General features: G+C 64.4%; 24 protein-coding genes. 11 read left to right on the forward strand and 13 right to left on the reverse strand.

Annotation, left to right across the window (positions count from 1 at the left end):
- Nucleotides 1-20 precede the first annotated feature (20 nt).
- Together ACSFC5_RS08515 and ACSFC5_RS08520 are read left to right on the forward strand one after the other, a co-directional pair.
- Nucleotides 21-350 carry a transcription factor S gene (locus ACSFC5_RS08515; RefSeq protein WP_440764784.1) on the forward strand — a complete coding sequence of 110 codons (330 nt, stop codon included), beginning with the start codon at nt 21-23 and terminating at the stop codon, nt 348-350.
- Nucleotides 351-583: 233 nt separating this feature from the next.
- Nucleotides 584-1,348 carry an alpha/beta fold hydrolase gene (locus tag ACSFC5_RS08520; protein ID WP_440764785.1) on the forward strand — a complete coding sequence of 255 codons (765 nt, stop codon included), beginning with the start codon at nt 584-586 and terminating at the stop codon, nt 1,346-1,348.
- Nucleotides 1,349-1,483: 135 nt separating this feature from the next.
- Here ACSFC5_RS08520 and ACSFC5_RS08525 read toward each other — a convergent pair whose 3' ends face one another.
- On the reverse strand, nt 1,484-1,885 hold the full coding sequence (locus ACSFC5_RS08525; RefSeq protein WP_440764786.1) for a DUF5518 domain-containing protein: 402 nt from the start codon (nt 1,883-1,885) through the stop codon (nt 1,484-1,486).
- Between the two features lie 140 nt (nt 1,886-2,025).
- Here ACSFC5_RS08525 and ACSFC5_RS08530 point away from each other — a divergent pair, with 140 nt between their 5' ends.
- Both ACSFC5_RS08530 and ACSFC5_RS08535 read left to right on the forward strand, forming a co-directional pair.
- Nucleotides 2,026-3,498: a DNA polymerase Y family protein gene (locus tag ACSFC5_RS08530; RefSeq protein ID WP_440764787.1), complete on the forward strand. Its 1,473-nt coding sequence runs from the start codon at nt 2,026-2,028 to the stop codon at nt 3,496-3,498.
- A gap of 138 nt (nt 3,499-3,636) precedes the next feature.
- A complete protein-coding gene (locus ACSFC5_RS08535) occupies nt 3,637-4,974 on the forward strand; it encodes a J domain-containing protein (RefSeq protein WP_440764788.1) in 1,338 nt (445 codons plus the stop codon).
- Nucleotides 4,975-5,057: 83 nt separating this feature from the next.
- On the opposite strand, the gene ACSFC5_RS08540 is transcribed toward ACSFC5_RS08535, so the two are convergent.
- The 3 genes from ACSFC5_RS08540 to ACSFC5_RS08550 all read right to left on the reverse strand — a co-directional run bounded on the left by ACSFC5_RS08540 (nt 5,058) and on the right by ACSFC5_RS08550 (nt 7,242).
- Nucleotides 5,058-5,690 (reverse strand): uracil-DNA glycosylase family protein, encoded by a 633-nt coding sequence (locus ACSFC5_RS08540; protein WP_440764789.1) that lies wholly within the window; start codon nt 5,688-5,690, stop codon nt 5,058-5,060.
- Nucleotides 5,691-5,788: 98 nt separating this feature from the next.
- A complete protein-coding gene (locus ACSFC5_RS08545; protein WP_440764790.1) occupies nt 5,789-6,505 on the reverse strand; it encodes a helix-turn-helix domain-containing protein in 717 nt (238 codons plus the stop codon).
- Nucleotides 6,506-6,819: 314 nt separating this feature from the next.
- Nucleotides 6,820-7,242 (reverse strand): CopG family ribbon-helix-helix protein, encoded by a 423-nt coding sequence (locus ACSFC5_RS08550; protein ID WP_440764791.1) that lies wholly within the window; start codon nt 7,240-7,242, stop codon nt 6,820-6,822.
- Between the two features lie 106 nt (nt 7,243-7,348).
- Here ACSFC5_RS08550 and ACSFC5_RS08555 point away from each other — a divergent pair, with 106 nt between their 5' ends.
- Nucleotides 7,349-7,840 (forward strand): metal-dependent hydrolase, encoded by a 492-nt coding sequence (locus ACSFC5_RS08555; RefSeq protein WP_440764792.1) that lies wholly within the window; start codon nt 7,349-7,351, stop codon nt 7,838-7,840.
- A gap of 48 nt (nt 7,841-7,888) precedes the next feature.
- Here ACSFC5_RS08555 and ACSFC5_RS08560 read toward each other — a convergent pair whose 3' ends face one another.
- Nucleotides 7,889-8,764, reverse strand: a complete 876-nt coding sequence (locus ACSFC5_RS08560) for a COX15/CtaA family protein (RefSeq protein ID WP_440764793.1) — start codon at nt 8,762-8,764, stop codon at nt 7,889-7,891.
- A gap of 181 nt (nt 8,765-8,945) precedes the next feature.
- Here ACSFC5_RS08560 and ACSFC5_RS08565 point away from each other — a divergent pair, with 181 nt between their 5' ends.
- Complete coding sequence (locus ACSFC5_RS08565; protein ID WP_440764794.1) at nt 8,946-10,046, forward strand: M24 family metallopeptidase; 1,101 nt, start codon at nt 8,946-8,948, stop codon at nt 10,044-10,046.
- 107 nt (nt 10,047-10,153) lie between these two features.
- Here the strand turns inward: ACSFC5_RS08565 and ACSFC5_RS08570 are convergent, their stop codons facing one another.
- The 3 genes from ACSFC5_RS08570 to ACSFC5_RS08580 form a co-directional block, all read right to left on the reverse strand.
- The gene (locus ACSFC5_RS08570) at nt 10,154-10,828 is read right to left on the reverse strand and encodes a helix-turn-helix domain-containing protein (RefSeq protein ID WP_440764795.1); all 675 of its coding nucleotides are present in this window, start codon (nt 10,826-10,828) and stop codon (nt 10,154-10,156) included.
- A gap of 63 nt (nt 10,829-10,891) precedes the next feature.
- Nucleotides 10,892-11,980 (reverse strand): glutamate--cysteine ligase, encoded by a 1,089-nt coding sequence (locus tag ACSFC5_RS08575; RefSeq protein ID WP_440764796.1) that lies wholly within the window; start codon nt 11,978-11,980, stop codon nt 10,892-10,894.
- A gap of 93 nt (nt 11,981-12,073) precedes the next feature.
- Nucleotides 12,074-13,102, reverse strand: a complete 1,029-nt coding sequence (locus tag ACSFC5_RS08580) for a helix-turn-helix transcriptional regulator (RefSeq protein ID WP_440764797.1) — start codon at nt 13,100-13,102, stop codon at nt 12,074-12,076.
- Between the two features lie 212 nt (nt 13,103-13,314).
- Between ACSFC5_RS08580 and ACSFC5_RS08585 the strand changes: the two genes are divergently transcribed.
- Both ACSFC5_RS08585 and ACSFC5_RS08590 read left to right on the forward strand, forming a co-directional pair.
- A complete protein-coding gene (locus ACSFC5_RS08585; RefSeq protein WP_440764798.1) occupies nt 13,315-15,468 on the forward strand; it encodes a DUF7096 domain-containing protein in 2,154 nt (717 codons plus the stop codon).
- Nucleotides 15,465-16,172 carry a DUF7345 domain-containing protein gene (locus ACSFC5_RS08590; RefSeq protein WP_440764799.1) on the forward strand — a complete coding sequence of 236 codons (708 nt, stop codon included), beginning with the start codon at nt 15,465-15,467 and terminating at the stop codon, nt 16,170-16,172. The genes ACSFC5_RS08585 and ACSFC5_RS08590 overlap by 4 nt, the downstream gene beginning before the upstream one ends.
- A gap of 209 nt (nt 16,173-16,381) precedes the next feature.
- On the opposite strand, the gene hcp is transcribed toward ACSFC5_RS08590, so the two are convergent.
- Nucleotides 16,382-17,719 (reverse strand): hydroxylamine reductase, encoded by a 1,338-nt coding sequence (gene hcp, locus ACSFC5_RS08595; protein WP_440764800.1) that lies wholly within the window; start codon nt 17,717-17,719, stop codon nt 16,382-16,384.
- A gap of 117 nt (nt 17,720-17,836) precedes the next feature.
- Between hcp and ACSFC5_RS08600 the strand changes: the two genes are divergently transcribed.
- A complete protein-coding gene (locus ACSFC5_RS08600; protein ID WP_440764801.1) occupies nt 17,837-18,370 on the forward strand; it encodes a DUF8215 family protein in 534 nt (177 codons plus the stop codon).
- Nucleotides 18,371-18,387: 17 nt separating this feature from the next.
- Here ACSFC5_RS08600 and ACSFC5_RS08605 read toward each other — a convergent pair whose 3' ends face one another.
- The 3 genes from ACSFC5_RS08605 to ACSFC5_RS08615 all read right to left on the reverse strand — a co-directional run bounded on the left by ACSFC5_RS08605 (nt 18,388) and on the right by ACSFC5_RS08615 (nt 21,583).
- On the reverse strand, nt 18,388-19,971 hold the full coding sequence (locus tag ACSFC5_RS08605) for a fatty acid--CoA ligase (protein ID WP_440764802.1): 1,584 nt from the start codon (nt 19,969-19,971) through the stop codon (nt 18,388-18,390).
- A gap of 81 nt (nt 19,972-20,052) precedes the next feature.
- Nucleotides 20,053-20,685, reverse strand: coding sequence for a fibrillarin-like rRNA/tRNA 2'-O-methyltransferase (locus ACSFC5_RS08610; protein ID WP_440764803.1), 633 nt, complete (start codon nt 20,683-20,685; stop codon nt 20,053-20,055).
- Nucleotides 20,678-21,583 (reverse strand): NOP5/NOP56 family protein, encoded by a 906-nt coding sequence (locus ACSFC5_RS08615; RefSeq protein WP_440764804.1) that lies wholly within the window; start codon nt 21,581-21,583, stop codon nt 20,678-20,680. The genes ACSFC5_RS08610 and ACSFC5_RS08615 overlap by 8 nt, the downstream gene beginning before the upstream one ends.
- A gap of 339 nt (nt 21,584-21,922) precedes the next feature.
- Between ACSFC5_RS08615 and ACSFC5_RS08620 the strand changes: the two genes are divergently transcribed.
- The gene (locus ACSFC5_RS08620; protein WP_440764805.1) at nt 21,923-24,127 is read left to right on the forward strand and encodes a CDC48 family AAA ATPase; all 2,205 of its coding nucleotides are present in this window, start codon (nt 21,923-21,925) and stop codon (nt 24,125-24,127) included.
- 358 nt (nt 24,128-24,485) lie between these two features.
- On the forward strand, nt 24,486-25,448 hold the full coding sequence (locus ACSFC5_RS08625) for a patatin-like phospholipase family protein (RefSeq protein ID WP_440764806.1): 963 nt from the start codon (nt 24,486-24,488) through the stop codon (nt 25,446-25,448).
- Between the two features lie 105 nt (nt 25,449-25,553).
- Here the strand turns inward: ACSFC5_RS08625 and ACSFC5_RS08630 are convergent, their stop codons facing one another.
- On the reverse strand, nt 25,554-25,793 hold the full coding sequence (locus tag ACSFC5_RS08630; protein WP_440764807.1) for a hypothetical protein: 240 nt from the start codon (nt 25,791-25,793) through the stop codon (nt 25,554-25,556).
- Nucleotides 25,794-25,846 lie beyond the last annotated feature (53 nt).

Raw genomic sequence — 25,846 nt, forward strand, 5'->3', positions numbered from 1 at the left:
TCGACCCGTTACGGGCGGCTATGCAGTTCTGCGATGACTGCGGTTCGATGATGAAAGCCGACGGCGACCACATGGTCTGTGCGAACGACGACTGTGGCGCCTCGAGCGAACGCGACCGCGATCGCGAAAGCGAGTTCGTCTCGACGGAGTCCCAGACGGACGATGAGGTGATCGAGTCCGACGAGAACGCCAACTTCGAGGGGAAGCCGAAGGCGACGGACGTCATCTGTGACGACTGCGGCAATCAGGAGGCGTGGTACACGCTCAAACAGACGGCCTCGGCCGACGAGCCGCCGACGCGATTCTTCAAGTGCACCGAGTGTGGGAAGCGCTGGCGCGGCTACAACTGAGTACGGTCTCTCGCGCGGCGTATCGTCGCCATCGGCAGGCGCTGCACGCCGGTCAGTCCGTGCCAACACGTCATCGGATGGCTCTATGATACTGTTTCGCATAGCAGAGCGTGGGTGAGCGATTCCATGGACGACGAAACACCACCGGAGGCGGACGAGATAACAACCATTCACCGAGCCGTCTCGGAGGACGGTACCGAGCTAGCCGGACGCGTGCACGGACGGGGGCCGCAGTGGTCCTCGTTCCGGGCGCGATGGGCGACGGCGAGTTCGTCTGGGACCCGCTGTTACCGTTTCTCACCGATCGGTTCACGTGCTACGCCATGAGCGTGCGAAGCAGGGGACTGAGCGACCACGGCACCGACGTCTCGACCGAGCGTCGGATACAGGACGTGACGGCGTTCGTCGAAAGCATCGGCGAGCCCGCGGGCCTGCTCGGGTGGTCCCAGGGCGGCCGGATGGCGCTCGGTGCAGCGGCGCGCACCGACGCGGTCTCCGCGCTCGTCACCTACGAGCCGGCCGTGTTGGACGTGATGAGCGAGGACGAGTTCGGACGCCTCACGGAGCGGGTTACGCGCATGAGCGAGTTGATCGCCGAGGACCGTCCGGTCGATGCAGTCCGAACCTTCCTCGAGTGGGTCGCGACCGAAGACGAGATGGCCGCCGCAGAGGGGGAGGACTTTCTGGACGGCTGTGCACCGAACGTCCCGGTTTTCCTGCAGGAGGTACGGGAGCTGGGGGAGGGCGACGGGACCAACCCGACCGATCCGTCGACGCTCGCCGAGATTTCGGCCCCCCTCTTGCTCCTGCACGGAACCCGATCGATTCCGGACCCCTGGTTTTCCGACGGCGTCAACTACATCGAGGAACACGCGGCGACCACCCAGGTTCGCGAGATCGACGGCACCGGACACATGGGCCCCGTTCACGAACCCGAAGCCGTCGCCGACGAGATCGTGCGGTTCTTTACGACGACGATGGAACCGGCTCGGTCGTAACGGACTCGAGGTGTGAAACGGTGCGGAATCGTCTCGACGCATTGGGGCGGCCGAATTCGGATCTCGCTCCGACAGCGTCGATACGACCACCTCCCCGCTTCGATCGCTACTGACGGATTCAGTCACGGGCGCCTGTCACAGTTCGTTTTTCACGTAGATGCCAAGCACCGCGCCGAGGATACTCAGACCGACGGTGTAGAACGCGCCGAATACCAGGAAAACGACGAATAGCGCACCGAACCCCAGCGCCGAGCCCCCGACGCCGAGGAACAACACCGAGGCGAGAAAGCCGAAGAAAACGAACGGAACGAGCATGACGAGTCCGGCGAGCGCGCCGACTCGCAGCCCGTCGGCCGGCTGGCCGCCCTCGAGGTAGCCGGCGACTCCGCCGCCGAGCAGCGTCGAGCCCGGAACGAACGAGAGCACGATGCCGGCGGCACCGCCGACTAACGCGTTGAAGATGGTGTTAGTGCCGTCGTTCGATTCGGTATCGTACGCGTCGACCGGCGGTGGCGTCCCGGCTGTATCGGAGACCATAGCGAATCCTTTCGCGGACGAAATAAAAAGTATTTGTAACGATTCGATTCGGCGATCCTCCGTCTCGAGCGCGATGCCGGATCGACCCCGCCGGCGGACACAACGTTCACAACGATTCGCGCGAACCGATCAGTAGACGAATGAGCGACGGGCCGCGACTACCGGGCATCGAGACTGACGACGATGAGGACCGAATCGTCTGTCACGTCGATGCGGACTGCTTCTACGCCTCCTGCGAGCGCCTTCGCGAGCCCGAACTCCGGGGCGAACCCGTCGTCGTCGGCATGGGCTACGAACCCGGCGACACCATCGGCGCCGTCGCCACCGCGAGCTACGAGGCCCGCGAGTTCGGCGTGGAGAGCGCCCAAGCGATCTCGAGCGCGCTCGAGCGGCTCCCTCGACGCGAAGCGCTCGACGAAGACGCCGACGATTACGACCCCGATCTGACGCCCGAGGAGACCGGCCACTACCGGCCCGTCGACATGGACTTCTACGAGTCGATCGCCGGGGAAGTCCGTGAGATTCTCCACGAGTGTTCCGATACCGTCCGAGAGGTGAGCATCGACGAGGCCTACCTCGACGTCACCGACCGCACGGCTTGGGAGGTTGCAGACGGTTTCGCCCGCCATATCACGGACCGCATCCGCCGGGAGGTCGGCGTCACCGTCAGCGTCGGCGTCGCGCCGACGATGAGCGCGGCCAAGATCGCCAGCGACTTCGACAAGCCCGACGGCCTAACCGTCGTCCGACCCGGCGAGGTGCGGGAGTTCCTCGCCCCGCTCGAGGTCGACCTGCTCCACGGCGTCGGTCCCGTGACCGCGCGGGCGCTCCGAGAGATGGGCCTCGAGACCGCGGGCGACGTTGCCGCGGCCGATCCGAAGCCGCTGGTCGAACGCTTCGGCGAGCGCGGTCGCGAACTGTATGATCGCGCACGCGGGGACGACGACCGCCGGGTCGAACCGAAAGGCGAGCCGAAGAGCTTCTCGCGGGAGTCCGCGTTCGCGGAGCCGGTCGAGGCCGCGGCACCGAAGTACGAGCAGATCGAGACGCTCGCCGCGGCCGTCGCCGACCGTGCCCAACGAGAGGGCGCGCTCTACCGAACCGTTGGTGTCAAGGCCGTCACGCCACCGTACGACGTCAACACGCGCGAGCGATCCCTGCCGGGTCCGATCGACGATCCGGAGCTCGTCGACCGTATCGCCCGCGACCTGTTCACCGAATTCGATGGCGAAGCCGTCCGCAAGGTCGGCGTTCGCGTCGCCAACCTCGAGTTCGCGGCGGCCGATCAGGCCAGCCTCGACGGCTGGGAGGGGCAGGCGAACGGGCAGCGGGCTGACGGTGACGACACGGCAGCGACTACCGCCGCAGACGGTGAACTGGCAGCCAGTAGCGACCCCGGAGTCGGCGACGAGACGGGTTCGACCGGCGATGAGACGAATTCGAGCGACGAAGGGACGAATTCGACCGGCGATGAGACGAATTCGAGCGACGAAGGGACGAATTCGACCGGCGATGAGGGCGATTCGGCGGCCGACGAAACGGCGTCAGCGACGGACGGCCGTGAATCGACGACCCACGCCGAGGGGCAGGCCTCGCTCGGTGATTTCTCGTGAGGTCGTTCGACCCCCCGTATCGAACCCGTCAACGGCCACAATAGTAAACTCACTCGAGCGATGAGTCGAAGCTACTGCACAGAACGGCGTAATTATATCCCCCCACTCACAACTCATAGCAGACACGCTTACTTTCACATGACTGAGGATTTCTACGACCTTCTCGAGATCCCGTCCGACGCCTCCCAGGACGAGATCAAAGACGCCTATCGCGAGCAGGTCCGCGTCTACCATCCCGACCACAACGACGACGAGCGGGCTCGTGCCCAGTTTACGGCGGTCAAAAAGGCCTACGACATCCTCGGCGACTCCGTCGAGCGACAGGCCTACGACCGCCTCGGCCACGAGGACTACGTCGCGAAGCGAACCAGCGGACTCCCCTCGCCGGACGTCTGGAAAAGCACCAGCGAGAAGTCGAGCAGTTCGACGGACGAGGACGCGACCGACGAGGAGTCGGGGAAGACGTTCACCTACTCCGACGACGCAAACGCCTCGAGCAACACCGGTTCCTCGAGATCGACATCGAAGACGAAAGCAACGGCGTCGTCCGCCGCCGGCGCAACGGCGACGGGAACGACGGCGGGGACGTCCTCCGCATCCACAACGGCTTCGTCCTCGAAGACAACGGCATCGAGCACTGCAACAGGTGGGGCAACCGGAACCGGATCCAGGTCCGGAGCCGGCACCAGCAGTTCGAACGGGGCGAACCGAACCGGCGGTTCGACCGACGGTGGGACGAGTCACGCGAGTACGGGGAGCCGAATTGGGGGCCGATCCGGCACTGAAACCAGCCGGTTCGGTGACAATGCAGCCGTCCGTTGGTGGCGTCGCCAAAACTTCTCGCTGCCGCTGATCTGGACCTCCCTGTTCGTCTACCTCGCGGGCGTCGCCGACTTCGCGCTCGCAAACGACTCGGCACTCGAGGGGCTTTCGGCCGAACTGAGCGCCGTCGGCGCCGATCCCGGTGCGCTCTGGGACGTCCTCTCGAGCGGCCGTCACGGCGTCGAGTCGACCGTCGGCTATCTCGCGGCGTTCGAACTCGTCGCGCCGCCGCTCGAGGGGCCGCTCTGGGAGGCCGCGTTAGCCGGCGTCGTCGCCCTGACGATGGTCGGCCTGCTCGGCACTCGAGCGGCCCGAGACGCCGAGACGTGGGGATCGATTTCGATCGACGAGACGATCGTCCTCGCACTCGCGGTGGCCGCGTCGACCGTCCTCGTCGGCGGGCCGCTGCTGGCCGGGGCGGTCTTGATGCCGATACTGTTCACGGTCATCGTCCGCCACACTCGTCGCGGGCCGGGCTGGAAGCCGTCGTATCTCTACGTCCTCCCTGTGTTGGCTCCGCTCGCCGGACTCGCGATCGGGGCCGCCGGCGAGGCGTCGCTCGCGATCGATCTCCTCGCGTTCGTCCTCTTGCCGATCGTCGGCGGCCTCGGATTGCCGCTGCGGGCGACGATCCGGAAACGCTTCGGCTGGTAGCGTATACGGTTCGCTGTAACAGTTACCGGCGCAACTGAGACCTGCACAGCAGTTGCTCCGGTACTGACTTACAGCAGACCGTCTCACCCGACCGTCGTCGCGACGCCTTTCGTCTGCCGGTAATCGCGTCCAAGGATCGCCTCGAGTCGCGCCACGATCGCTTCGCGTTCCGTATCCTCCCACGCCGTCGGCTCCCTGATCGGGACGACCAGGAAGCCGCGGCCGCGGATCTCGCGGGCGTGGAGTCGGGCCATATCGAGGTCGAGACGGTCCCGCTGGGTCGTGTACTCCCGGAGGACGTGGTCGGTCGCGCGCTCGCCCACCGGCAGCAGGATGTGGGCGTTGATCGCCCGCAGTTCGGCGTCGAAGTAGCGCTCGAGGTCGGCATAATCCTCTTCGCTCGGCGTCTCGCCGGCGGGGAGACAGCACAGGTGGATGTAGCTGCAAAACAGGTTCTCGAGGTCGGGACGGTCTTCGGGGCCGCTGGCGAAGCCGACCTCCCGAGCGACGTCCTGAATCGCGTCGCCGGACTCGGTTCCGGTGAACGGCACACCGGTTGACGCGCCGCCGTGAACGCCGGGGTAGTCGCCGATCAGGTAGAAGTCGGCGTTGGCGTCGCCGTAGCCGAAGACGGCGGTCCGTTCGTCGGGACCGGTGCGGTCGAACGGGGGTCGCAGTCCGAACGGGTTGCTCGTCCGCTCTGTAACGTTCTTCACGGCAGTGGAAAGGCCGTCAAGGAGCATAATCACCTCGATCACCGAACGGATCGTCGAAGACGGTCCCGCAGTCGAAGCGTTCGAGTGTGCTGTGCGAGCTACTGATCCGACTCGGGTTCGGTGTCGAACTCGTACTCGAGTCCGGTCGACGATCCGTCCCCGCCTTCCGACTGCTCTGCGAGGACCGTCGAGCCGATCAACGCCGCGAGCCCGCGCCGGAGGCGCTGTGAGACCGCGGAGTCTGAAACCTCGAGCTGTTCGCCCAGTTCGACGAGGGTCGTCCGTCGCGGCACGTCGAAGTAGCCCGCGCGATAGGCGGCGGCGATCAACTCCCGCTGGGCCGTCGTCAGCCCGAACTGACGAGTGGAGCCGGGACTCACCGTCTCGTGGAGTTGGACGAGTTCTATCGAGATTCCCTGCTCGACGCAGTTCGTGTAGAACGCGGAGAGATCCTCGTAGGACGGAAATCGAAGTCGAAACGTCCACTGCGTGTCGGTGCCGACGGCGCTCGTAACGATCGCGTCGCGCTCTCGAAGCGACTCGAGGACGCCGTTGACGCGACCGTTCCACGTCACCTTGATGAGGACGTGGTTGTTGGTCTCGTCGACGACCTCGGCGGTCGCAACGGCGGGTTCGTCCTCGATCGAGTCGACGATTGCATCCCCTGCGGACGCGGGCGCCCAAAAGTACGGGACGACCGATTCGCTCGTGGGAACCGTCGTCTCGACGGTCAGTGTGACGTCTTCGTCCAGATCGGCGAGGACGCCGAGTGGGAATTCGGCCGCCGGAATGGCGATCGTCGCCACGATGCTCATTCCGCGCGTACCCTCTCGAGCGATGTGTCGTGGGGACCGCGGCAATTCGGTCGCGAACGTCGGTTCGACTGTGTCGATCGAATCGTTGGTAATTGCCGACTGTCACAGGACATGGAGGAGTCGTTCGGTGGAACATCCACAGGTGCTTACAAGAATTGGCCGGTTGGATATCGAAGTAATTTAAGTACGGGTACGTATCTCGATACGGAACCTGAACCCGATTCCGTCGAACGGGAGCGGATTCGAGAGCTGTCTGGGCCTGTCGTTCGGCGACAAGGTCCCGTCTCCGTCCGAGAACGGGAACCGCTCAGACGTCATCGACCGTCGGTATCCTCGCTCGTGGCCGTCGAGTCTGCTCGCAACAGCGTCACCGAGACGCGACCGACGGCGTCGAAGTCCTTCAGATGGTAGACGAGCGAGCGGATACGTTCGGCCGACCCGTGACAGAAGACGGCCTCGAGACACCACTCGCCGTGGTGGACGTGACAGGTCGTGTCGATCTCGGACTGGAACTCGTGTTGGATCTCGTGGAGGTCCTCGATGATCGCCTCGTGGACGTAGTCGAAGACGACCGTCGCTGCCACCGTTCCGTGCGCCTGTTCCAGGCGGTGGTGAGACTCGACGTACTCCTGGATCGCCTCCCGGAGGGCGCGCGAGCGGGAGTCCAGACCCTCCGCCTGCCAGGTCCGGTCGAATTCGGCCAGCATCTCCTCGGGAACGTTGAGGCTGGTTCGCATACGCGGTCGTACGCGCGGCGGCGAAAAAGGTCCAGCGGTCGCCGATGTCCGACGGGACCAGTCGATCACGGTGTGTTTATTGCTCGGAAGCGACTCTCGTTGAACAATGTATCAGCTCGGCCACTACGGGGCCGCGTTGCTCGTCTACGCACCCCTCGGGACCGTCGCCGGTCTCGCGGGTCACGAGACGGCGGCGATCGTCGGCGCGCTCGCCTGCGTTGCCCTTTCGACGCTCCCCGACTGTGACCACCGAATTCCGTCGATCGAACACCGCGGCCCGACCCACTCGGTGGTGTTCGCGCTGTTCGTCGGAGTCGGGCTCGCCGCCGTTACCGCAGTGCTTGTCGACGCCGCCTCGCCGCTCGCCGACGTTGGCTTCGTCGCCTTCGCGTTCCTCGTCGGCTCCCTCTCGATCGTCTCGCACCTCCTCGCGGACGCGCTCACGCCGATGGGAATCCGTCCCTTTTGGCCCGTCTCGAGGCGACACTACACGCTCTCCGTAACCAAAGCGGCGAATCCGATCGCGAACTACGTTCTGCTGGGGCTCGGTGCCGGCGTGGGTGTCGTCGCGACGGGTATCGTTGCCACGCTCGGTTAAGCGAGAGGCTGATTTTCCACGACGGTCCAAAAACGAGTCGTTGAGGGGCTACTGCGTGTGTTCGTCGCGACTCTCGGCTGCCGCGGTCCGACTCAGATAGATCCCGACGACGAACGTCGCGAAGAGTACTCCAACGCCGGTGAGATAGAGGGAGTCGAACGCCGGGTTGACGGCCTCGCGACCGAGGAAGGCGACGACGAACGCGAGGGCCGTTGTGGCGCCCAGAACACCGGTCAGCCGCCCGTTCTGCAGGCGACGGCGGCCGACCATGAGGGCGACGATAACGGTCGCCAGCAACGCGAGCGTGACGGCGTACTGTGCCATCTGCATCGACGGGCCGTAGGACGTGATGTCTCCGAGGGCGAACGGGCTGAGGGCGACGTGGAACGGAAGCGACAGCGTCCCGAGCGCGAGCGCGCCGGTGACGTGGTTCGCCGTCAGTCGCGGCGCCCAGACGAGCACCGTCGCCACCACGAAGAGGACGAAGATGAGGACGGCCGTCCAGAAGTGCAACTGGAGGATGTCCATCGTGTACTGCGTGACGGTTTCGCGACCGAGGGCGACCTGAATCGGTGTCAGAACCGCGCCCGCAACCACGAGCACGGCGACGCGGCGGTCGACGTCGGGGAGTCGCCAGGCTGCGGCCGCGGTGCCGATAATCGCGAGACCAGCGAACATGGCGACGAACCGGTGGAACCACTCGTAGAAACTCGGCAGGTTCGCCGGGAACGCGTTGTACGGTCCGGCGTCACAGAGCGGCCAGTTCTGCTCGCAGGCCAGCCCCGAGCCGGTCGCCTTCGCGGCGACGCCGAGCAGGATCGTCGCGGCGACCAGCACGAGCGTCGTCGCGAGTAGCTGGGGAAAGCCGAACCGTTCGATCAGCGGGCGAACTATCGGACGGGACGTGTGGTTATCGGTCGACACGGGCGTTCAGACGGGGGTTAGGACCAACCGTACTTAGGTTGCCCGAGTCGTTCTTAGTTCGCTGGAATCGGCCGACTGGGCCGATCACGTCGACGGTTTCGTCACCTCCGTTCCGAACACGTGTCGGGATCGACGGCTTCGCGTTCGTCGCATTCAAACGTCGCCCGCACCAGCATCCGGTATGAACAAGCGAGCGCGACTCGAGCGCTACCTCGACTCGGCGGACCTCGACTCGGTCTGGTTCGCCCGACCGAACGCCTTCGCCTGGCTGACCGGCGGGAACAACGTCGTCGACCGCGAGACGGACGCCGGCGTCGCCGCCGTCGGCTATGACGGATCAGACGTCCGAATCGTGACGAACAATATCGAAGCGGATCGCATCCGGGCGGAGGAGATTCCCGATCTCGAGGCCGAAGCCGTCTCGTTCGAGCGGTTCCCTTGGTACGCCTCCTCGCTCGGCGAGGCCATCGCGGCCCGCACGGACGGCGAGCGGGCGGCCGTCGACATCGACGTGCCGGGGCTCGAGCGCGTCGATCCAACCGCGCTTCGACAGCCGTTGACTGAACAAGATATCGAGCGGTACCGTCAACTGAGCGGACAGACGGCGTCGGCCGTCGAGTCGGTCTGTCGGGAGCTCCGCGCCGAGGACAGCGAACACGAGGTTGCCTCGGCGCTGCGGGTCGCCCTCTCGGCGCGCGACATCGAAGCCCCCGTCGTCCTCGTCGGCGGGAGCGATCGCGCCCAGCAGTACCGCCACTACACGCCCACCGAGGCCGAGTTGGGTGACTACGCGTTAGTTTCGGTGACGACACAGCGGGCCGGCCTCCACGCGAGCTGTACCCGCACCGTCGCCTTCGACCCGCCGTCGTGGCTCGAGGACAGACACGGTATCGCGGCCCGCGTCGAGACGACCGCGCTCGCGGCGACGCAAGAAGCGGCGTTCGAGGGCGGAACCGCCGGAGACGTCTTCGAATCGATCCAGCACGCCTACGACGCGCTCGGCCACGACGGCGAGTGGGAGCGCCACCACCAGGGCGGTGCGGCCGGCTTCGCCGGCCGGGAGTGGATCGCGACGCCCGACCACGAGGCCGCGGTCACGACACCGATGGCGTACGCGTGGAATCCGACCGTCCAGGGCGCAAAGAGCGAGGGAACCGTCCTCGTCACCGAGGACGAGATCGAGCCGCTGACGTCGACGGCGCGCTGGCCGACGACGACCGCACGGGCCGTCGACGACGAGCTGAAACTCGAGCGGCCGGCGGTCTTGGGGCTCGACGACTGAGCGGCAGACTCGCGGTCGAAAAGGGAGTGTGGAGGTTGCGAGACGACAGAGAGCACGTTGTAGCGACGCGAGGCGCTCGCGTCTCGACTGCGGCGTTCGCCGTCCGGCTAGTCGTCGCCCGAACTCGACTCGTCGTCGTCCTCGAGGAGTTCGACGTCCGCCTCGTCCGCCGTCGACGGTTCGGCATCGTCGTCTTCGGCCTGAGTATCGCCCAGCGTGCCGATTTCGGGTGATTCGGTGTCGTCGACGGTGATCGTCACCGGTTCGGCGTCACCCTCGAAATCGGAGTCCGACGTTTCGCGCCGATCGAGGACGCGATCGAGGGTGAAGATGGTGTTCAGTTCCTGCTGGACTTGATCGACGACGCCGCCGACGAGTTCGCTCGGCTGGATCGCCGTGTACTCGTAGGGGTTGTTCCCTGCCCCCTCGCTCGCGCGTTTCTCTCGGGTCACGCGGTCTTCCTCGTGGAGTTCCGCCAGCGCCTCGCGAACCGTACTCGGATAGAGTCCGGTCCCCTGTGCGACCTCCTCGGAGGTGCTGCCGGGGTTTGCCAGCAGGTGGACGTAGATCTTCGCCCGCGTCTCCGTATCGAGGATCCACGAAAGCAGGTCGACGATCCGCTGGTCGACCTCCTCGACGGCCGCCGTCCGAACGCCGTCGCCATCGCTCTCGTCGTCCACGAAGACGTCTACGTCGGTCAGATCGTAGTCCTCGGTCTCGTCTCGATGCTGTTCGTCGCTCCCATCGTCTACCCGGTGCTCGTCAGTGTCGTCTGAAGCCATCTGTTGTCTCGTCACGGACAACGCTTCGCACGAAAGTAAACCTTTGCGGGGGTCGAACGTGTGTTACTCGGTACCGAGCAGAATCGACTCACAGAGGGCGTCAACTCCCGATTCCTCGCGTACTCGTCGCTGTCGCTGGGCGCCGCTCTCGCGGTCGTACACGCGTCCGATACCGTCGATTCCCAGCCGCTCGCACTCGCGGTCGACGAGTTCGCCGAGATCGATCGTTCCCTCGAGGTCGCGGCCGATGAGCGACGCCTCGTGGCCGTGGCGGATCGCGCGCCACTTGTTCTCGTCTAACAGTTCACGCCGGTGCTCGCGAGCGTAGCCCGACGCGCCGTCGTCGTACGCCGCCGCGAGGTCCTCGACGAGCGCGTGGGCGTACTCGACGAACGCGAGCACGATATCCGGGTCGGCCTGGCCGTCCGGCGTGCGCAGTTCGACCGTCCCGTGGGCCGTGTGCGGGCGGACGTCGTACCAGAGTTCGCCTCGGTCTTCGATCGAGTCGGTCTCGAGCATCCGGCGTTCGAACCGGTCGAACGCCTCGTAGTCCTCGAAGTAGGTCGGCATCCCGGTGTTCGGTAAGGCTTCGAAAATCTTCGCGCGCGCGGACTGCAGTCCGGTGTCGAACCCGTTCCAGTACGGCGAATTAGCGGAGAGCGCGAGCATGATCGGCACGTACCAGCGCAGTTCGTTCGCGATCCAGACCGCCTTATCCGCATCGTCGACGCCGACGTGGACGTGGACGCCCGCGGTCGTGTTCCGGTGCTGTGGGTACTGGATGCGATCGAGTTGGGAGCGATAGCGGGGCTTCTCGGCGTGCTCGAGTTCGCGCCACTTCGCTAGCGGGTGCAACCCCGCGGCGGCGATCTGGTAGCCGTGGTCGCCGGCGTGATCGACCAGCGCGCGTCGGATCTCGAGCAACGACTCCCGCGCGTCGCTCGGATTCTCGATCAGCGGCGTTTGCGTCTCGATCACGAACTTGAACAGTTCGTGGTCGAGTCGGCCCTCGAGGATTTCGGGTGGGTCGTGTTCGTAGACGAGTTCGTCAGTGCCGCTCGTGGGACGGCCCGTTTCGTCGACGACGAAACACTCCTCTTCGATCCCCAGCGTGCCCATGCGCGTAAACGATTCCCGGGACCCGCGTTCCATCGTCTCCCGTTTTCGCCCGCGGTGGTAAATACCGTTTGGACTCGGCAGGACGGAGTCATCAGTAAGGGAGCCGTGTTGCGGACGAACGCTGGGTTACTCGTCGTCGGACAGGTCGATCACGTTTTCGCGGCCGATCCGAAGCTTCTCGACCGTCCCGTCGTCGGCCATCGCCGAGAGCACTCTGGAAGTCTTCGATTTCGACCAGCCGAGGTCCTCGACGACCGCCGACTGTTTCATGCGCCCACCCTGCTCGCGGAGTGCCCGCAGAACCTGGTCTTCATCGGTTAGAAGCTGGGATTGCTCGGGATCGGAGTTGGACGTCGTCGTCGCGTCAGTTTCTTCTTCCGGGACGGTCCCTGCCAAACTGTTGTCGCCGCCGCCGTCGATCGGCAGTGCGAGCCGTCCAGTACGGAAGGCGTACAGAACCGCAAGGAGGAGTCCGAACGTGAACAGCCCGAAGACGAACAGGGTCCTCGCGTCGATTCCGTTCTCGTCGAACTCCCCATCCTGTTGCATTGCGGTGGTACTTTCGGACGGTCCGGCGAAAACACGCGGGTGGCCGTCGGCAAAGTCCTCTCGACCGTGCCACTCGAGGATGCTGTCGGAGACCTCATCGGGCGTCGGTTCGGCGTCGGCGACGACGAAGCCGTCCGGAGCGGCGACCTCCAACACGTCGTCTTCGCCGATGTAGAAGCCGCCCTCGAATACGTCGCCGGCGATGACGCGGTCGCCATCGATTGCCGCAAATCCGTCCCACGTGAACTGGAACGTGACGACCCCCCAGCGGCGAGGAATTTCCTGAATCGTCGTTCTCGTGGTGAATCCCGTCGCACGCATCTCGCGGGTGTGGCTCTCGTGTGCCCGATCGACGACGCCGGTCATCCGCGTTTCGAACGGCTCGAGATACTGGCTCGGATTCTCCCGAAACGACTCCTGAAACCGTTCGTACTCGGCCTGGTCATCCTCCGTCGCGAGTCGGGTTCGGAACGTGATCTCCCACGTGGCCGAGCCGTCCGCCGCGAGATCGATTCTGGTAATAGTGTTGTCCGGATCGGGCTGATCCTGTGCCAATCCGTGTTCGGTTGCCTGTGTCGCCTCGGGAGTGCCGCCAGCAGTTCCCACAACTGTGGCCGCTCCTACAGAGACCACGAGCGCGAGCAAAAGAAAGGTCGCAGGCCTCGGTTGCATTGGAGGGGCGTAGTTACCCGAGAGAAGTAAACACATAGGTTCGATCGAGTGAAATTCAGCGAAACAGTACACAACAGTCGCAATCGGCCCCAACAGACCACCACGGTCACACCGTTATATACTCCGCACCTCCGTGGTCGTGATCGATGAGACGGACACAGCTTTTGACCGTGCTCGTGGTGATCGGGCTCCTCGTTGGCTCGGTCCCCAGCGCAGCGCTCACAGCCGGGGCAGCCGGTGCCGGAACGAACGCGATCGTACAGGCGGATGAATCGAACCCGAACAGTTCGGAGGCAACGACAGGCCAGCAGCTCGCAACGGTGATCGAGGTCACCGACGACGAGGTGAACGATGATATCGAGACGGCATCACTGGAGTCGGCGCTGGCGGAGTCGAACGACTCGGAGCGCGCTGCGATCCTCGCTGATCGCGCGGCCTCGCTCCGTGAACGGGCGAACGAGACCGTCGCTACCCAGCAGGAGTCGACGACGGCGTATGAGGCCGGGGAACTCACGCAAACCGAGTACGCCCAGCGGCTTGCCGTCCACTCCTCGCGTGCGAACACGATCGACCGCGGCTTCGACCGACTCGACGAATACGCTGCGGACGGTTCCGCACTGGAACTGCGCGCTGCCGGCTACGACCGGAGCGCGAACGAGGCAGCGCGAGAACAGCTACAGAAGCTGACTAGAAGTGGTGCCAGCGCACTACTCGCACAGTACACGGGCGAACAGCGCGGCGAGTTCTCGCTCGAGACCACCGACGGACTGTCGATCGAGACCGAAAACGAAGACGGTGAGCGATCACGGGAACTCGAGCGCGAACAGCCGGGCGACGGGACGTTCCAACTATCCCAGAGCGAGGCGCTGACCGCGGCGACCGACCCACTCTCGACGGTCGACGAGGGTGAGTGGAGCCTTCGCTCCATCGACCGCGACGAGGACGACGGCTACTTCGAGTTCGAGTTCACGTTCTTCGGCCCCGACACGGTCGGCGAAGCCGAAGTGAACGTCGACGGCGAAACCGGCGACGTGTTCGAGTTCGAAGAGGAGTTAGAGACCCGTGACACGGACGACGATGACGAAACACCGCTTTCGATCTCGCTCGTCGAGGGCACCGCAGCGCCGACGGCGAGCGTCACGTTCGCGGTGACCGCGGCTGGCGATCCGGTCGAGGGCGCGGTCGTCGAAATTGACGATCAGCATGTCGGCGAGACGGACGCGTCTGGGCGGATCACCGTGACGCTCCCCGACGACGACGAGGCCGATGTCGAGGTCGAGGACGGCGACCGGGAGGGTGAACTCGAGTTGACCCTTCGTTCGAAGACGTCTACAACGGCTGCAGACGAGGAAATCAACGAAAAACTGTCGGTCACCGGCTCCGTCGACGACGGGACGGTGACGGTGGCTGTCGGATACGACGGTGAGGGCGTCTCCGGTGTCACGGTACTCGCCGACGAGGACCGTGTCGGCACGACTGGCGAGGACGGTACCCTCTCGTTCGACGCGGAAACCGACGACGAACTGGAGGTCACTATATTCAAAGGTGGGTTCGAGGCCGAACTGGAGTTCGAGATCGGCGCTGACGGCGCGCTCGAACTGGACGACGTCGATATCGACGAACACGATGAGGACGACGAGGACCTCGGCGTGACCGTCGTTTCGGGTGAACCCGCCCCAGGTGCCACGGTGACGCTCGAGGTGACCGACGCCGATGGTCCGGTCACCGGTGCTGTCGTCGAAGTCGAAGACGAGAACGCGGGGACCACCGATTCCGACGGGCGGATCACGGTGACGTTCCCCGACGATGATGACGAGGTCGAGATCGAAGTCGAGGACGGTGACCGAGAGGGCGAACTCGAACTCGAGTTCGACGAAGAGGACGCTGACGACGAACGAAAAGAATCGGAGGACGAGGAACTCGGCGTGACCGTCGTCTCGGGTGAACCCGCTCCAGGTGCTACGGTGACGCTCGAGGTGACCGACGCCGATGGTCCGGTCGCTGACGCCGTCATCGAAGTCGAAGACGAGAACGCTGGCACTACCGATTCCGACGGGCGGATCACGGTGACGCTCCCGGACGATGACGACGAGGTCGAGATCGAAGTCGAGGACGGCGACCGGGAGGGCGAACTCGAACTCGAGTTCGACGAGGACGACGGCGATACCGATCCTAAAGCGGGCGACGAAGAGAACGATAACGACGAAGATGAAGAGGCCGACGAAGAGAACGATAACGACGAAGATGAAGAGGCCGACGAAGAGAGCGACGACGAGGATGAAGAGGAGGACGACGAGTGATCCAGCGGCGGACGCACTCCCTCGTGCTCGTCACTGTAGTGCTGTTTCTCGTAGCGGGCGTCGTCCCGCCTGTGGCAGCTGCTGACGAGGCTGTCGCGGACGATCGATCCGCGTTCGTCGTTGAACTGGAGTCGAACGGCGATGCCACGGTCTCGCTCCTGTTGACGTACGACCTCGATGACGGGACGGACGAGAAAGCGTTCGAACAGCTCCGTGAGAACTCCACCGAAGTCGTCGAACGATTCGACGCGCGCGTATCACAAGTCGCCAACCGAACGGCGATCGAGACCGGTCGCGAAATGACCGTTTCGGGCGCCAACGCGGAGGTCAGGACAACGGACGGCGTCGGTGTTATCCAGCTCTCGGCGTCGTGGTCGAACCTCGCAGCCGTCGACGACGACCGGCTGGTCGTCAGCGAACCCTTCGCAAGCGAGTTCCAGACGGATCGGTCGTTCGTACTCGCCACACCGGACGGATACGTAATATCTGAGACTACTATCCCGGCGGACGGCGAAGAACCGTCGACCGCCGAATGGGACAGTGGAACGGATTTGTCGGGATTTTCGGCGACCGTCTCCCCGAGCGACGGGACTGCAGATACCGACACGGACGAAACCAGCGACGCGGTTCCGACACCACTGTGGCCGACACTCGCAGCCGTACTCGTTAGTCTCATCGGATACGGCGTCTGGCAGCGGCTGTAGTTTCGGTCCCAGCAGCGACACTCTTGTTCTGGAACTGGAGTACCACCTGCTACGGACTCGTATACGATTCTCGGCGCATCCACAGCTGTTCTGCGGGTGTGCCGGGAAATCAGTACAGCGAACTGTCTCGTACGGACTACTGTCGGTCATCGACGATGCACCGCAGGTTGGTCCGCGGTTGCACCGGTAACTCGGTACACCAGACCGTATCAGTCGTCGGCCGGTCGCGGCTCGGCCGCCGCCGTCGGGACGGGTTCGCCGAGCATCGCCGCCAGATCGGCCTCGGGTTCGTCGATCGGCTGGAGTCCGAACTCGGCGTTGAGCAACTCGACGATTTCGGGCGTGAGGAAGTCGGGGACTGTCGGACCGAGCCGGATATCCTCGACGCCGAGGCTGAGCAGTCCCAACAGGACGGCGATGGCTTTCTGTTCGAACCACGAGAGCACGACGGAAAGCGGGAGCTCGTTGACCTCACAGTTGAAGGCGTCGGCGAGTTCGGCCGCGATCTTCACCGTCGAGATCGAGTTGTTACACTGCCCGAGGTCGATGTACCGCGGGATGTCGGTTCCGGGGACGGTTCCCATCTCGAGGTCGTTGAACCGGAACTTGCCACAGGAGGTGGTGAGGACGACGCAGTCGTCGGGAACCAGTTTCACCAGTTCGCGGTAGTAGTCCCGACCCGGCGTCGGGCCGTCACAGCCCGCGACGACGAAGAACTGGCGGAGTTTGCCGGACTGGACGGCGTCGGCGATCTCGTCCACCCGATCGAGCACCGGTTCGTGGTGGTAGCCAGTCGTGACGGTCCCGTCTTGCTCCCAGTCCGCCTCGGGGAGCGACTTCGCCTTCTCGATCACCGGCTCGAAGTCGTAGCCGTCGATCGACTCGACACCCTCGAGACCCGCTAGCCCGGTCGTGAAAAAGCGATCGCGGTACGCCTCGCGCGGCGGCTGGACGCAGTTCGTGGTCCCGACGATCGCACCAGGGAAGTCGGCGAAGAGGATCCGCTGGTCGTGCCACGCGCCGCCGACGTTGCCTCCGAGGCTGTCGTACTTCGCGAGTTCGGGGTAGCCGTGGGCGGGCAGCATCTCCGAGTGCGTGTAGACGGAGATATCCTCGTCTTCGTCCTCGAGTTGCTCGAGCAGTTGTTTCAGCCCGTAGAGGTCGTGACCCGTGATCAGGATCGACTTCCCATCGACGTTGTTCTGGGCTACCTCGGTCGGTTCTGGAACGCCGAGTTCCCGGGTGTGGGCCTCGTCTAACAGCTCCATCACGTCGACGGCGGCGTCGCCGGCGCGCATCGCGAGGTCGACGTGATCGTCCATATCGAAGTTGACGTTCGTCAGCGTCGAGTACAGCGCCTCGTGGACGAAGCCGTCGACGCCGTCATCGCGATAGCCCATGTCTCGAGCGTGGGTCGCGTACGCCGAAATTCCCTTCAACCCGTAAATAACAAGCTCCTGAAGCCCGTTAAGATCCGGCTCCTTGCCACAGACACCGACCGTCGTACAGCCGCCCTCGGGGGTCTGCTCGCACTGGTTGCAGTTCATGTTTCGATGGCTCGCTCGAGGAACGATTAAGGGCCACAGCGATTCCCGCGGTCTCACAACGGGCGGGAAGACGTTCGGACGGCAGTATTTATAGGCGGCGTCGTGCTACTCGCACTCATGGCCCGAGACCGACGTCAACACCGAAATCCCGTCCGCCAGACGCGGCCGGCCACCAGCGCCACGCGCCGGACCTGGTACGGTCTCGGCAAACTCTCGCGGGCCGAGAAGAGCGGGTTCGGCCGGTTTCTGCACGACTGCAGTCACATCTTCGGCGATGTTTCGATTCTGGCGCTCCCGACGCTGTTCGCGATCGTCGCGGCGCCCGGGCCGGGGATCTACGACGCGACCGCCGCCGGACTGCTCGCGTGGATGGTGATGGTCCTCGTCGGGACGCTGATCCGCGGCGGTTGGATCAGACCGCTGGCAACCGAGACGCTCGGCTGGGTGGCGATCTCGCCGCTGTTGATCGTCCTACGGTTCGTCTACTACAACCTCGCGCTCGCCGTCGCCGTCTTCGGCAGCGTGTGGCTCGCCGGGGCCGTTGGGATTCCGGCGCTCTCGCTCGTCGCGGCGCTGGTCGTCGCGGTCGTTTCGATGCTGGCGTTCCCAAGGCTCGCGGAGTCGGTGTACGAGACGGTTCGAGAGCGGTAGGAAGCCGTCGGCGACGGTCAGGACGCGATCGTTTCGGCGTCGGGATCGACGTCCGCCTCGTCCTCCCGAAGTTTGAACTTCTGGATCTTCCCGCTGGGGTTCTTGGGGAGTTCGTCGACGAAGTAGTACGCCCGCGGGCGCTTGAAGTCCGCGAGGAGGTCGCTCTCGAGGACGAACGCGTCTAACTCCTCGGCGGAGACGCCGTCGGCGACGACGTATGCGACGACCAGTTCGCCCCACTCGTCGTCGGGTTCGCCGAGGACGGCCGCCTCCTCGACCGCGTCGTGGGAGAACAGGACGTCCTCGACCTCCGCCGGATAGATGTTCTCGCCGCCGGAGACGATCATGTCGTCTTTCCGGTCGACGACGTAGAGGTAGCCGTCGTCGTCGAACCGGCCCAGATCGCCGGTGTAGTACCACGTCGTCCCGTCGCGTTCGCGCAACGATCGCTCGGTCGCCTCGGGACGGTTCCAGTACTCGCGCATCGTACACGGGCTGGCAATCAGGATCTCGCCGATCTCACCGTTAGCGACCGTCTGGTCGGGGTCCCCGTCGGGTTCGATCACGCGCAGTTCGTGGTTCAACGCCGCGACGCCGGCGGAGCCCTGCTTCGAGAGCTGGTCCTCCGGCGGCTGGAAAACGCCGGCGGGACCGATTTCGGTCATCCCGTACGCCTGGAGGTAGTCCTCACAGAGGTGTTCCCGACAGTTCTCGAGCACCTGCTCCGGCATCGGTGCCGCGCCGTACAGTCCGAGTCGCAGCGACGAAACGTCGACGCCCAGTTCGGCCGCGGTCAGCGACAGCGCGTTCCAGGCCGTCGGCGCACAGAACAGGAGGCTCACGTCGTGTTCCTCGACCGCCTCGAGGGCGGCCTGGGGTTCGAACTCGTGGTGGATGACGCTCGCCGCGCCGCGGTGGATCCGCGGGAACAGGTTGCAGTGGAGTTCGGCGCAGTGGTACAGCGGCATCACCGACAGGCCGACGTCGTCGCGAGTCATCCGGCCCTCGGCGATACAGATGAGGTTGTGCTCGACCATGCTTCGGTGCTCGTGGACCACGCCCTTCGGACGGCCCGTCGTCCCCGAGGTGTAGATGAAGGCGTAGACGTCGTCCTCCGCGACGCGAACGGTGGGACGGTCGGCGGAACTCGACTCGAGTAGCTCGTAGAAGTCCGTCGCGTACTCCGGCACGTCGTCGTCGATGTAGACGTAGTCTTCGACGGTCTCGAGCGCCGGCCGAGCGCCCTCTACCGACTCCCTGGTCGCCGATTCGAACAGCAGCAGTTCGGCCGACGCGTCGTTGACGATGTACTCGATCTCGCCCGCCGGAAGCCGGAAGTTCAGCGGGGTGAAGACGGCCCCGATCTTCGCGCAGGCGTAGACGGTGAGTGCCATCTCCGAGCCGTTGTACAGCACCGTCGCGACGCGGTCGCCCGTCTCGATCCCCGCGTCGAGAAGCGCGTTCGCCAGCCGATTCACCCGTTCGTCGAACTCGGCGTATCTCCACCGTTGGTCCTTTCGCGGATAGATGATCGCGTCGCGGTCGGGATAGCGGTCGACGGTCTGCTCGAGCGTGTCTCCGATCGTGGGATGCTCCGACATGTCATGATAATATCCCACAAACGCCCTTATATTTGTTAGCGACGAGAAGTGGTGGGTTCCGGAGACCCGTTTTCGGCCGTTCTATCTCGGTTGTGCGACGATTCCGAGATGATCCGCGTGGTACTCCTCGAGCCGTCGCGTCTCGAGCACCTCGTACCCCGACTCGAGTTCCGCCCGAACGTCCTCGAAGACGTCGCCGGGGTCGCGAGTCACGTCCTCGCTCCGGGCCTTGACGGCCAGCAGCAGTCGGCCGTCATCGGCGAGAAACTGTGCGTTCTCGAGCGCCACTCTCGCTTGCCCCCGGGTCGCCACGTCCTGTACGATCACGTCGACGTCCGATTCGACGACATGAGCGTAGGTTTCGGGCTTCCGGGCGTCTTTGAGCAACGGAAACAGCCGCGGTCGCGACTCGGCGGCCTCGAGCAGATCCCGTGTCGGCCGCGCCGCGAACTCGACGGCGTAGGTCGGCCCGGCGAAGTCCGCGACGTGGCTCGCGGTCGTCCCGCTGGCCGCGCCGAGGTAGAGCACCGTCTCGCCGCCTTCGAGGCCGGTGTCCATCTCGAGGGCGAGCATCGCGCCGAGCTTCGAGCGGGTCGGGTTCCAGGCGCGCCACTCTCCATCAGTTGGTTCGCCGTAGACGGGGTCGCCACGGGTCGCGAGCCGTTCGGTGCCGTCGAACTGGCGGCGTTCGACGCCGTCGGGAAGGTCACTCATCGGACTCACCCGCGTCCTCGCTGTCGTCGGTACCGGCACCGCTCCCGTCGGCGCTCCGGGCCTGAATCGTCTCGATCCGCTCTGCGAGTTCGGCCTCGAGCTCCGGTTTCACGTCGCCGGAGTAGTGGTCGACACGGGCGGCGATGGCGAGTTTGCCGGCGACCGCACGCGCCGCCGAGCCGCGCTCGTCGGGGTGGGTTCCTCGAACTGCGTCGTGCGTGTAGATGATGCCGTGTTTGGGCGACGGCGCGTGGCCGCGCAGGTGTGCGAACAGGGCGTCTTCGGCGCCGAGGATCTGTACGGTTCCGCTGGGTTTCTTCGCGAGGGTCTCGAGCCCGCCGGCCAACGAGATCAGCCGCGCCCCGAGGACGGGGCCGGCGAGCGCCGAGAGGTTCGGCGCGACGGTGGGCGTCTGCCGTTCGACGTACTCTCGCAGTTCGTCCGCCTCATCGGCAAGCGCCGCGACGCGCTCGGCGAGCGAGACAAGTGGTTCCTGCCCGGGTTCCGGGTCGTGCTCTCGAGTCGCGAGTTCGCGGGCGTAATCGACGCCCGTCCCGGCGTCCGGATCGACGGTGCCGGCCCACTCGGCGAGCCGTTCGGCGAGTTCGTTCGCCGTCCGGGTGCAGTCGTCCATCGCGCGGACGGCGTGGACGAGCTGGCGGTCGTCGGCCTGTTCGCGCTTGGCGACTTCCCGGCGTGTCGCGTGCATCGTCGCCTCGTGGAGCTGATCGTAATACGCCCCTGCTGAATCGACGTACCCGGTTTCGACGGCGAGTTGTGGCCAGTCCTCGGAGTGGTCGGCAGCCCCTCCGATAATCGCGCTACTGGCGCCCTCGAGATCCCCCGGCGCCAGATCCGAAAACCAGCCCGCGTTTGCGGTGTCGGCTTCGTCAGTCATTATTGCTCGATAGACCCCGCGGTTGTAAATGCGTTCCCGAAACGATGAGCGGTCGATCGCTGCAACTCGAGGTGATAGCACGCCACCTTCGAGGCGAGTTTGACGACAGACGCCAGGAAATTGCGAACGTTCACCGTCGATCCGGATGGCTCTACAGACGTGGACAAAGTACGACGGCGAAATGCCGACTAGAAGTTGTTTCTGACTGTTATTTTAAGCACACACCTATTTCAGTCGTGCCTCCCTAGAGATGCCACGTCCAGCGCTGTATTTGTCTCGGCAATCTGAGATGACAGGAGTTCCGCTTCGGGCACAGTTTGGACAAGGAGAGAACATCTTATGAAACTAATTGTAAAACCGCTCGATCGAAAGAGTGCAGGGAAAGGTATCGCCGCGATTGACCGTGAGGCGATGAAAGAACTCGGCGTTTCCGATGGTGACTTCGTTGCCATCCAAAGCGAGGCTGGAACTGCGGTCGTCCGTGTTCGGTCGGGACGGTCAGGCGACCGACTCCGCGGTGTCGTCGGCATCGATGGCCAGACACGCAAAACCATCGGAACACGAATCGATCAGTTCGTCCAGGTCGAACAGGCCGACGTAGAGCCGGCAGACGAGCTATCGATCGCACTGCCAGACGGGCTTCAGATCAGTGGTAATCTCGCATCGTATCTGCGTGAGAAGCTTGCTAACCGCGCGGTTCAGGCGGGACAAACCGTCCCGCTCGCGCTCGGCTTCGGCTCGCTGATGGGTCGATCCAGTCGCCGGATCCCGATCCGGATCGTCGATACCGAGCCGGACGGTACCGTTGTCGTGACGCAGTCGACGAGCATCGACGTGGTCGAGCAGTCCGTCGAGGAAGTCGACATCGAACGCGGAGACGAAGCGACTGGCAGTTCAGAAGGCCCAGGAATCGCCTACGAGGATGTCGGTGGCCTCGACGACGAACTGGATCAGGTTCGCGAGATGATCGAGCTGCCGATGACCCATCCCGAACTCTTCCAAGCACTCGGCATCGAACCACCGCAAGGCGTCTTGCTTCACGGACCGCCCGGAACCGGAAAGACACTAATCGCAAAGGCGGTCGCCAACGAAATCGACGCCAACTTTTCGACGATCTCCGGCCCGGAGATCATGTCGAAGTATCACGGCGAAAGCGAGGAGCGACTGCGAGAGGTCTTCGAGGAGGCCGGTGAGAACGAGCCGGCGATCATCTTCATCGACGAAATCGACTCCATCGCCCCGAAGCGAGACGACACACAAGGGGACGTCGAACGCCGCGTCGTCGCACAGTTACTGTCGCTGATGGACGGCCTCGAGGACCGTGGGCAGGTAACGGTCATCGGGACGACGAACCGAGTCGACTCGATCGACTCCGCCCTCCGCCGCGGCGGTCGCTTCGACCGCGAGATCGAGATCGGCGCACCGGATACGAAGGGGCGAACGGAGATCCTCCAGATCCATACCCGCGAGATGCCGATCGCCGAGTCGGTCGATCTCGAACAGTACGCCGAGAACACGCACGGCTTCGTCGGCGCGGATCTCGAGAGTCTCGTTCGCGAAGCAGCGATGAACGCGCTCCGACGCGTCCGTCCCGACCTCGACCTCGACGGCGATGAGATCGACGCCGAGACGCTCGAAACGCTCGAGGTAACCGAGAAAGACATGCGGACGGCGCTCCGGGAAATCTCACCCAGCGCACTCCGCGAGGTCTTCATCGAGACGCCCGACGTCACCTGGGACGACGTCGGCGGTCTCAAAGAGACCAAAGCTCGGCTGCAGGAAGCCATCCAGTGGCCACTGGAGTATCCTGACGCGTACAAACAGGTGGATCTCCAGTCGCCGAAAGGGATCATGCTCCACGGGCCGCCCGGGACCGGGAAGACGCTGCTCGCGAAAGCCGTCGCGAACGAAGCCAACTCGAACTTCATCTCGATCAAGGGGCCCGAACTGTTCGACAAGTACGTCGGCGAGTCCGAGAAGGGCGTCCGCGAGATCTTCGAGAAGGCTCGGTCGAACGCACCGACCGTGATCTTCTTCGACGAGATCGACTCCATCGCGACGAAACGCGGGAGCGGCGGCAGCGATTCGAACGTCGGCGAACGCGTCGTCTCACAGCTGTTGACCGAACTCGACGGGTTAGAGGAACTCGAGGACGTGATCGTGATCGCGGCCACGAACCGTCCCGACCTCATCGACGACGCCCTGACGCGTGCGGGCCGTATCGAGCGCAAGATCGAGGTCGGCGAGCCGGACGAGGAGACCAGACGCGAAATTCTGAATATCCACACCCGGGACCGGCCGTTGGCCGACGACGTCGATATCGATCACCTCGCAGCTGAAACGGACGGCTTCGTGGGTGCCGATCTGGCAGCGCTGTGTCGTGAGGCGGCGACGACGGCCGTTCGTGAGCACGTCCAGTCTCAGTCCGGGGAGACGCCGACGGCTGTCGAGGACATCGTGCTTACGCAGGCACAGTTCGAGGCGGCACTCGAGGAACGCAGACAGGAATACGACGACTCCAGCGGCGGGGTGGACCAGCTGTAGTCGGTCGGTGTCAGTGAGAGACGGCTGACGCTGTGCTATTTTTCCCTCATCGAACACTTCTCGAGTACTATCATAACAATTGGAACCGTTCACCCACCGATCGCACAGTCCGCGGTTCTAACCCTGCGGGTTCCGAACCGCGCTCCCGTCGTGTGATTGGGTGTCCACTGACTTCCAGTGGCTACTGTAGCTAAGTAGCGAATCATCGGAGTTCCTGTTTGACAGATACTTCTGGACGTCCGATCTCGAGCACACGTGGGCCATCACCGGTCCTCGCCCGCACTAACGTAGAGCGCTTACAGGGACGAGACGACAGTCGGTCGGGCGTATTAAGGAGGTTCCAGCGTGAGAGGGGTGCATGTCAACTAACGAAACGAACGTTGCAATTGCTTGTCAGGGCGGTGGCAGCCACACGGCGTTCACGGCGGGCGTCCTTCGGGAACTACTCGGGAGCATCCCCGAAGAGTACACCATCGTCGGGTTCAGCGGAACGTCGGGCGGGGCGGCCTGCGCGTCGCTAGCGTGGTACGGCCACGTCCATCCCGACGAAGATCCCGGCGAACTGCTCTCGGAGTTCTGGACCGAGTTATCCGCGACCTCGCCGCTCCACCGAGCTGCGAACAACCTCCTTCGATGGAACATCCGACTTCAACGGGCCGGGATCCCGATGCCCGAGATCAGTCCGTCCTACTCGCCGGGATCGAAGTGGGGCGAAAACGAGTTTCGCGACCTCCTCGAGTCGACGATCGACTTCAACTCAGTACCAGCCCTGCTCGACGGCACCGAGCCCGGCCTGTTTATCAGTGCAATCGACGTCTGTGCTGGCACATTCGAAGTCTTTCGTGAGACCGACATCTCTTCCAGTGCGATTCTGGCATCGGCGGCCGAACCCCACCTGTTCGAAGCTGTCGAGATCGACGGGAACCACTACTGGGATGGACTGTTCTCCAAAAATCCGCCGATAAGCGATTTCATGGACGCGGCTGATATCGTCGATCCCGACGAAATCTGGCTGATCAAAATTAACCCACAGGAACGGCCCGACCCCCCGCGGACGATGGAGGGAATCAACAATCGACGGAACGAACTCTCGGGGAACCTCTCGCTGAACGCAGAGGTTCGGTTCGTCGAGCAGGTCAACGACTGGATCGAGCAGGGACACCTCCCGGATCGCTACACCCACACGGACATCAAGCGCATCCGATTTCCACGCAGCAGTACCCTCGACTGGCGAACCAAACTCGATCGCGATCCCGAGTTCATCCAGCGGCTGGTCCGCGACGGCGAGACACAGGCCCGGAAGTTCCTCGAGACGATCTGACGGACGAGGTGACGGCTGTATCGTAGCCACTGTGAAAGTCAGTGTGTGAAGAGTGTCGGTTGGTACTATACTGAGCCAGGAGCAGTGCTCGAGAAGATCCCGACGCTACACCCCCTGCGACCCCATCTCCGCCCCGTCGTCGATCGGACAGTCGGCGTAGGCGCCGCCGTTATCGCCGCCCATATCGGACTCGGACGGACTCGAGGCTGGCTCCGTACCGTTCGTCGCGTCTTCGAGGCCGGGACACTCCGAGTCACCAGCGCTGTGAAGGGCGGGCGAACCGGCGAGTGCGGCCAGCAGGAGGAGTCCGACGACCGCGGCGCCGACGAACACCCAGCGTGACATGGGTGACTGTTCGCTCGAGTCACGGAAAAACGTTCGCGAGCACCGTTCCGAGC

Origin of the sequence: Natronorubrum marinum, from assembly GCF_052040125.1 — an archaeon.
Taxonomy (GTDB): domain Archaea; phylum Halobacteriota; class Halobacteria; order Halobacteriales; family Natrialbaceae; genus Natronorubrum.

Excerpts from the sequence above, each read along its gene's own strand:
- ACSFC5_RS08575 (WP_440764796.1), bottom strand. The coding sequence starts at position 11,980 with ATGGAACGCGGGTCCCGGGAATCGTTTACGCGCATGGGCACGCTGGGG.
- ACSFC5_RS08535 (WP_440764788.1), top strand. The coding sequence starts at position 3,637 with ATGACTGAGGATTTCTACGACCTTCTCGAGATCCCGTCCGACGCCTCC.
- ACSFC5_RS08545 (WP_440764790.1), bottom strand. The coding sequence starts at position 6,505 with ATGAGCATCGTGGCGACGATCGCCATTCCGGCGGCCGAATTCCCACTC.
- ACSFC5_RS08515 (WP_440764784.1), top strand. The coding sequence starts at position 21 with ATGCAGTTCTGCGATGACTGCGGTTCGATGATGAAAGCCGACGGCGAC.
- hcp (WP_440764800.1), bottom strand. The coding sequence starts at position 17,719 with ATGAACTGCAACCAGTGCGAGCAGACCCCCGAGGGCGGCTGTACGACG.
- ACSFC5_RS08610 (WP_440764803.1), bottom strand. The coding sequence starts at position 20,685 with ATGAGTGACCTTCCCGACGGCGTCGAACGCCGCCAGTTCGACGGCACC.
- ACSFC5_RS08600 (WP_440764801.1), top strand. The coding sequence starts at position 17,837 with ATGGCCCGAGACCGACGTCAACACCGAAATCCCGTCCGCCAGACGCGG.
- ACSFC5_RS08620 (WP_440764805.1), top strand. The coding sequence starts at position 21,923 with ATGAAACTAATTGTAAAACCGCTCGATCGAAAGAGTGCAGGGAAAGGT.
- ACSFC5_RS08605 (WP_440764802.1), bottom strand. The coding sequence starts at position 19,971 with ATGTCGGAGCATCCCACGATCGGAGACACGCTCGAGCAGACCGTCGAC.
- ACSFC5_RS08615 (WP_440764804.1), bottom strand. The coding sequence starts at position 21,583 with ATGACTGACGAAGCCGACACCGCAAACGCGGGCTGGTTTTCGGATCTG.
- ACSFC5_RS08525 (WP_440764786.1), bottom strand. The coding sequence starts at position 1,885 with ATGGTCTCCGATACAGCCGGGACGCCACCGCCGGTCGACGCGTACGAT.
- ACSFC5_RS08565 (WP_440764794.1), top strand. The coding sequence starts at position 8,946 with ATGAACAAGCGAGCGCGACTCGAGCGCTACCTCGACTCGGCGGACCTC.
- ACSFC5_RS08585 (WP_440764798.1), top strand. The coding sequence starts at position 13,315 with ATGAGACGGACACAGCTTTTGACCGTGCTCGTGGTGATCGGGCTCCTC.
- ACSFC5_RS08530 (WP_440764787.1), top strand. The coding sequence starts at position 2,026 with ATGAGCGACGGGCCGCGACTACCGGGCATCGAGACTGACGACGATGAG.
- ACSFC5_RS08570 (WP_440764795.1), bottom strand. The coding sequence starts at position 10,828 with ATGGCTTCAGACGACACTGACGAGCACCGGGTAGACGATGGGAGCGAC.
- ACSFC5_RS08625 (WP_440764806.1), top strand. The coding sequence starts at position 24,486 with ATGTCAACTAACGAAACGAACGTTGCAATTGCTTGTCAGGGCGGTGGC.
- ACSFC5_RS08550 (WP_440764791.1), bottom strand. The coding sequence starts at position 7,242 with ATGCGAACCAGCCTCAACGTTCCCGAGGAGATGCTGGCCGAATTCGAC.
- ACSFC5_RS08555 (WP_440764792.1), top strand. The coding sequence starts at position 7,349 with ATGTATCAGCTCGGCCACTACGGGGCCGCGTTGCTCGTCTACGCACCC.
- ACSFC5_RS08630 (WP_440764807.1), bottom strand. The coding sequence starts at position 25,793 with ATGTCACGCTGGGTGTTCGTCGGCGCCGCGGTCGTCGGACTCCTCCTG.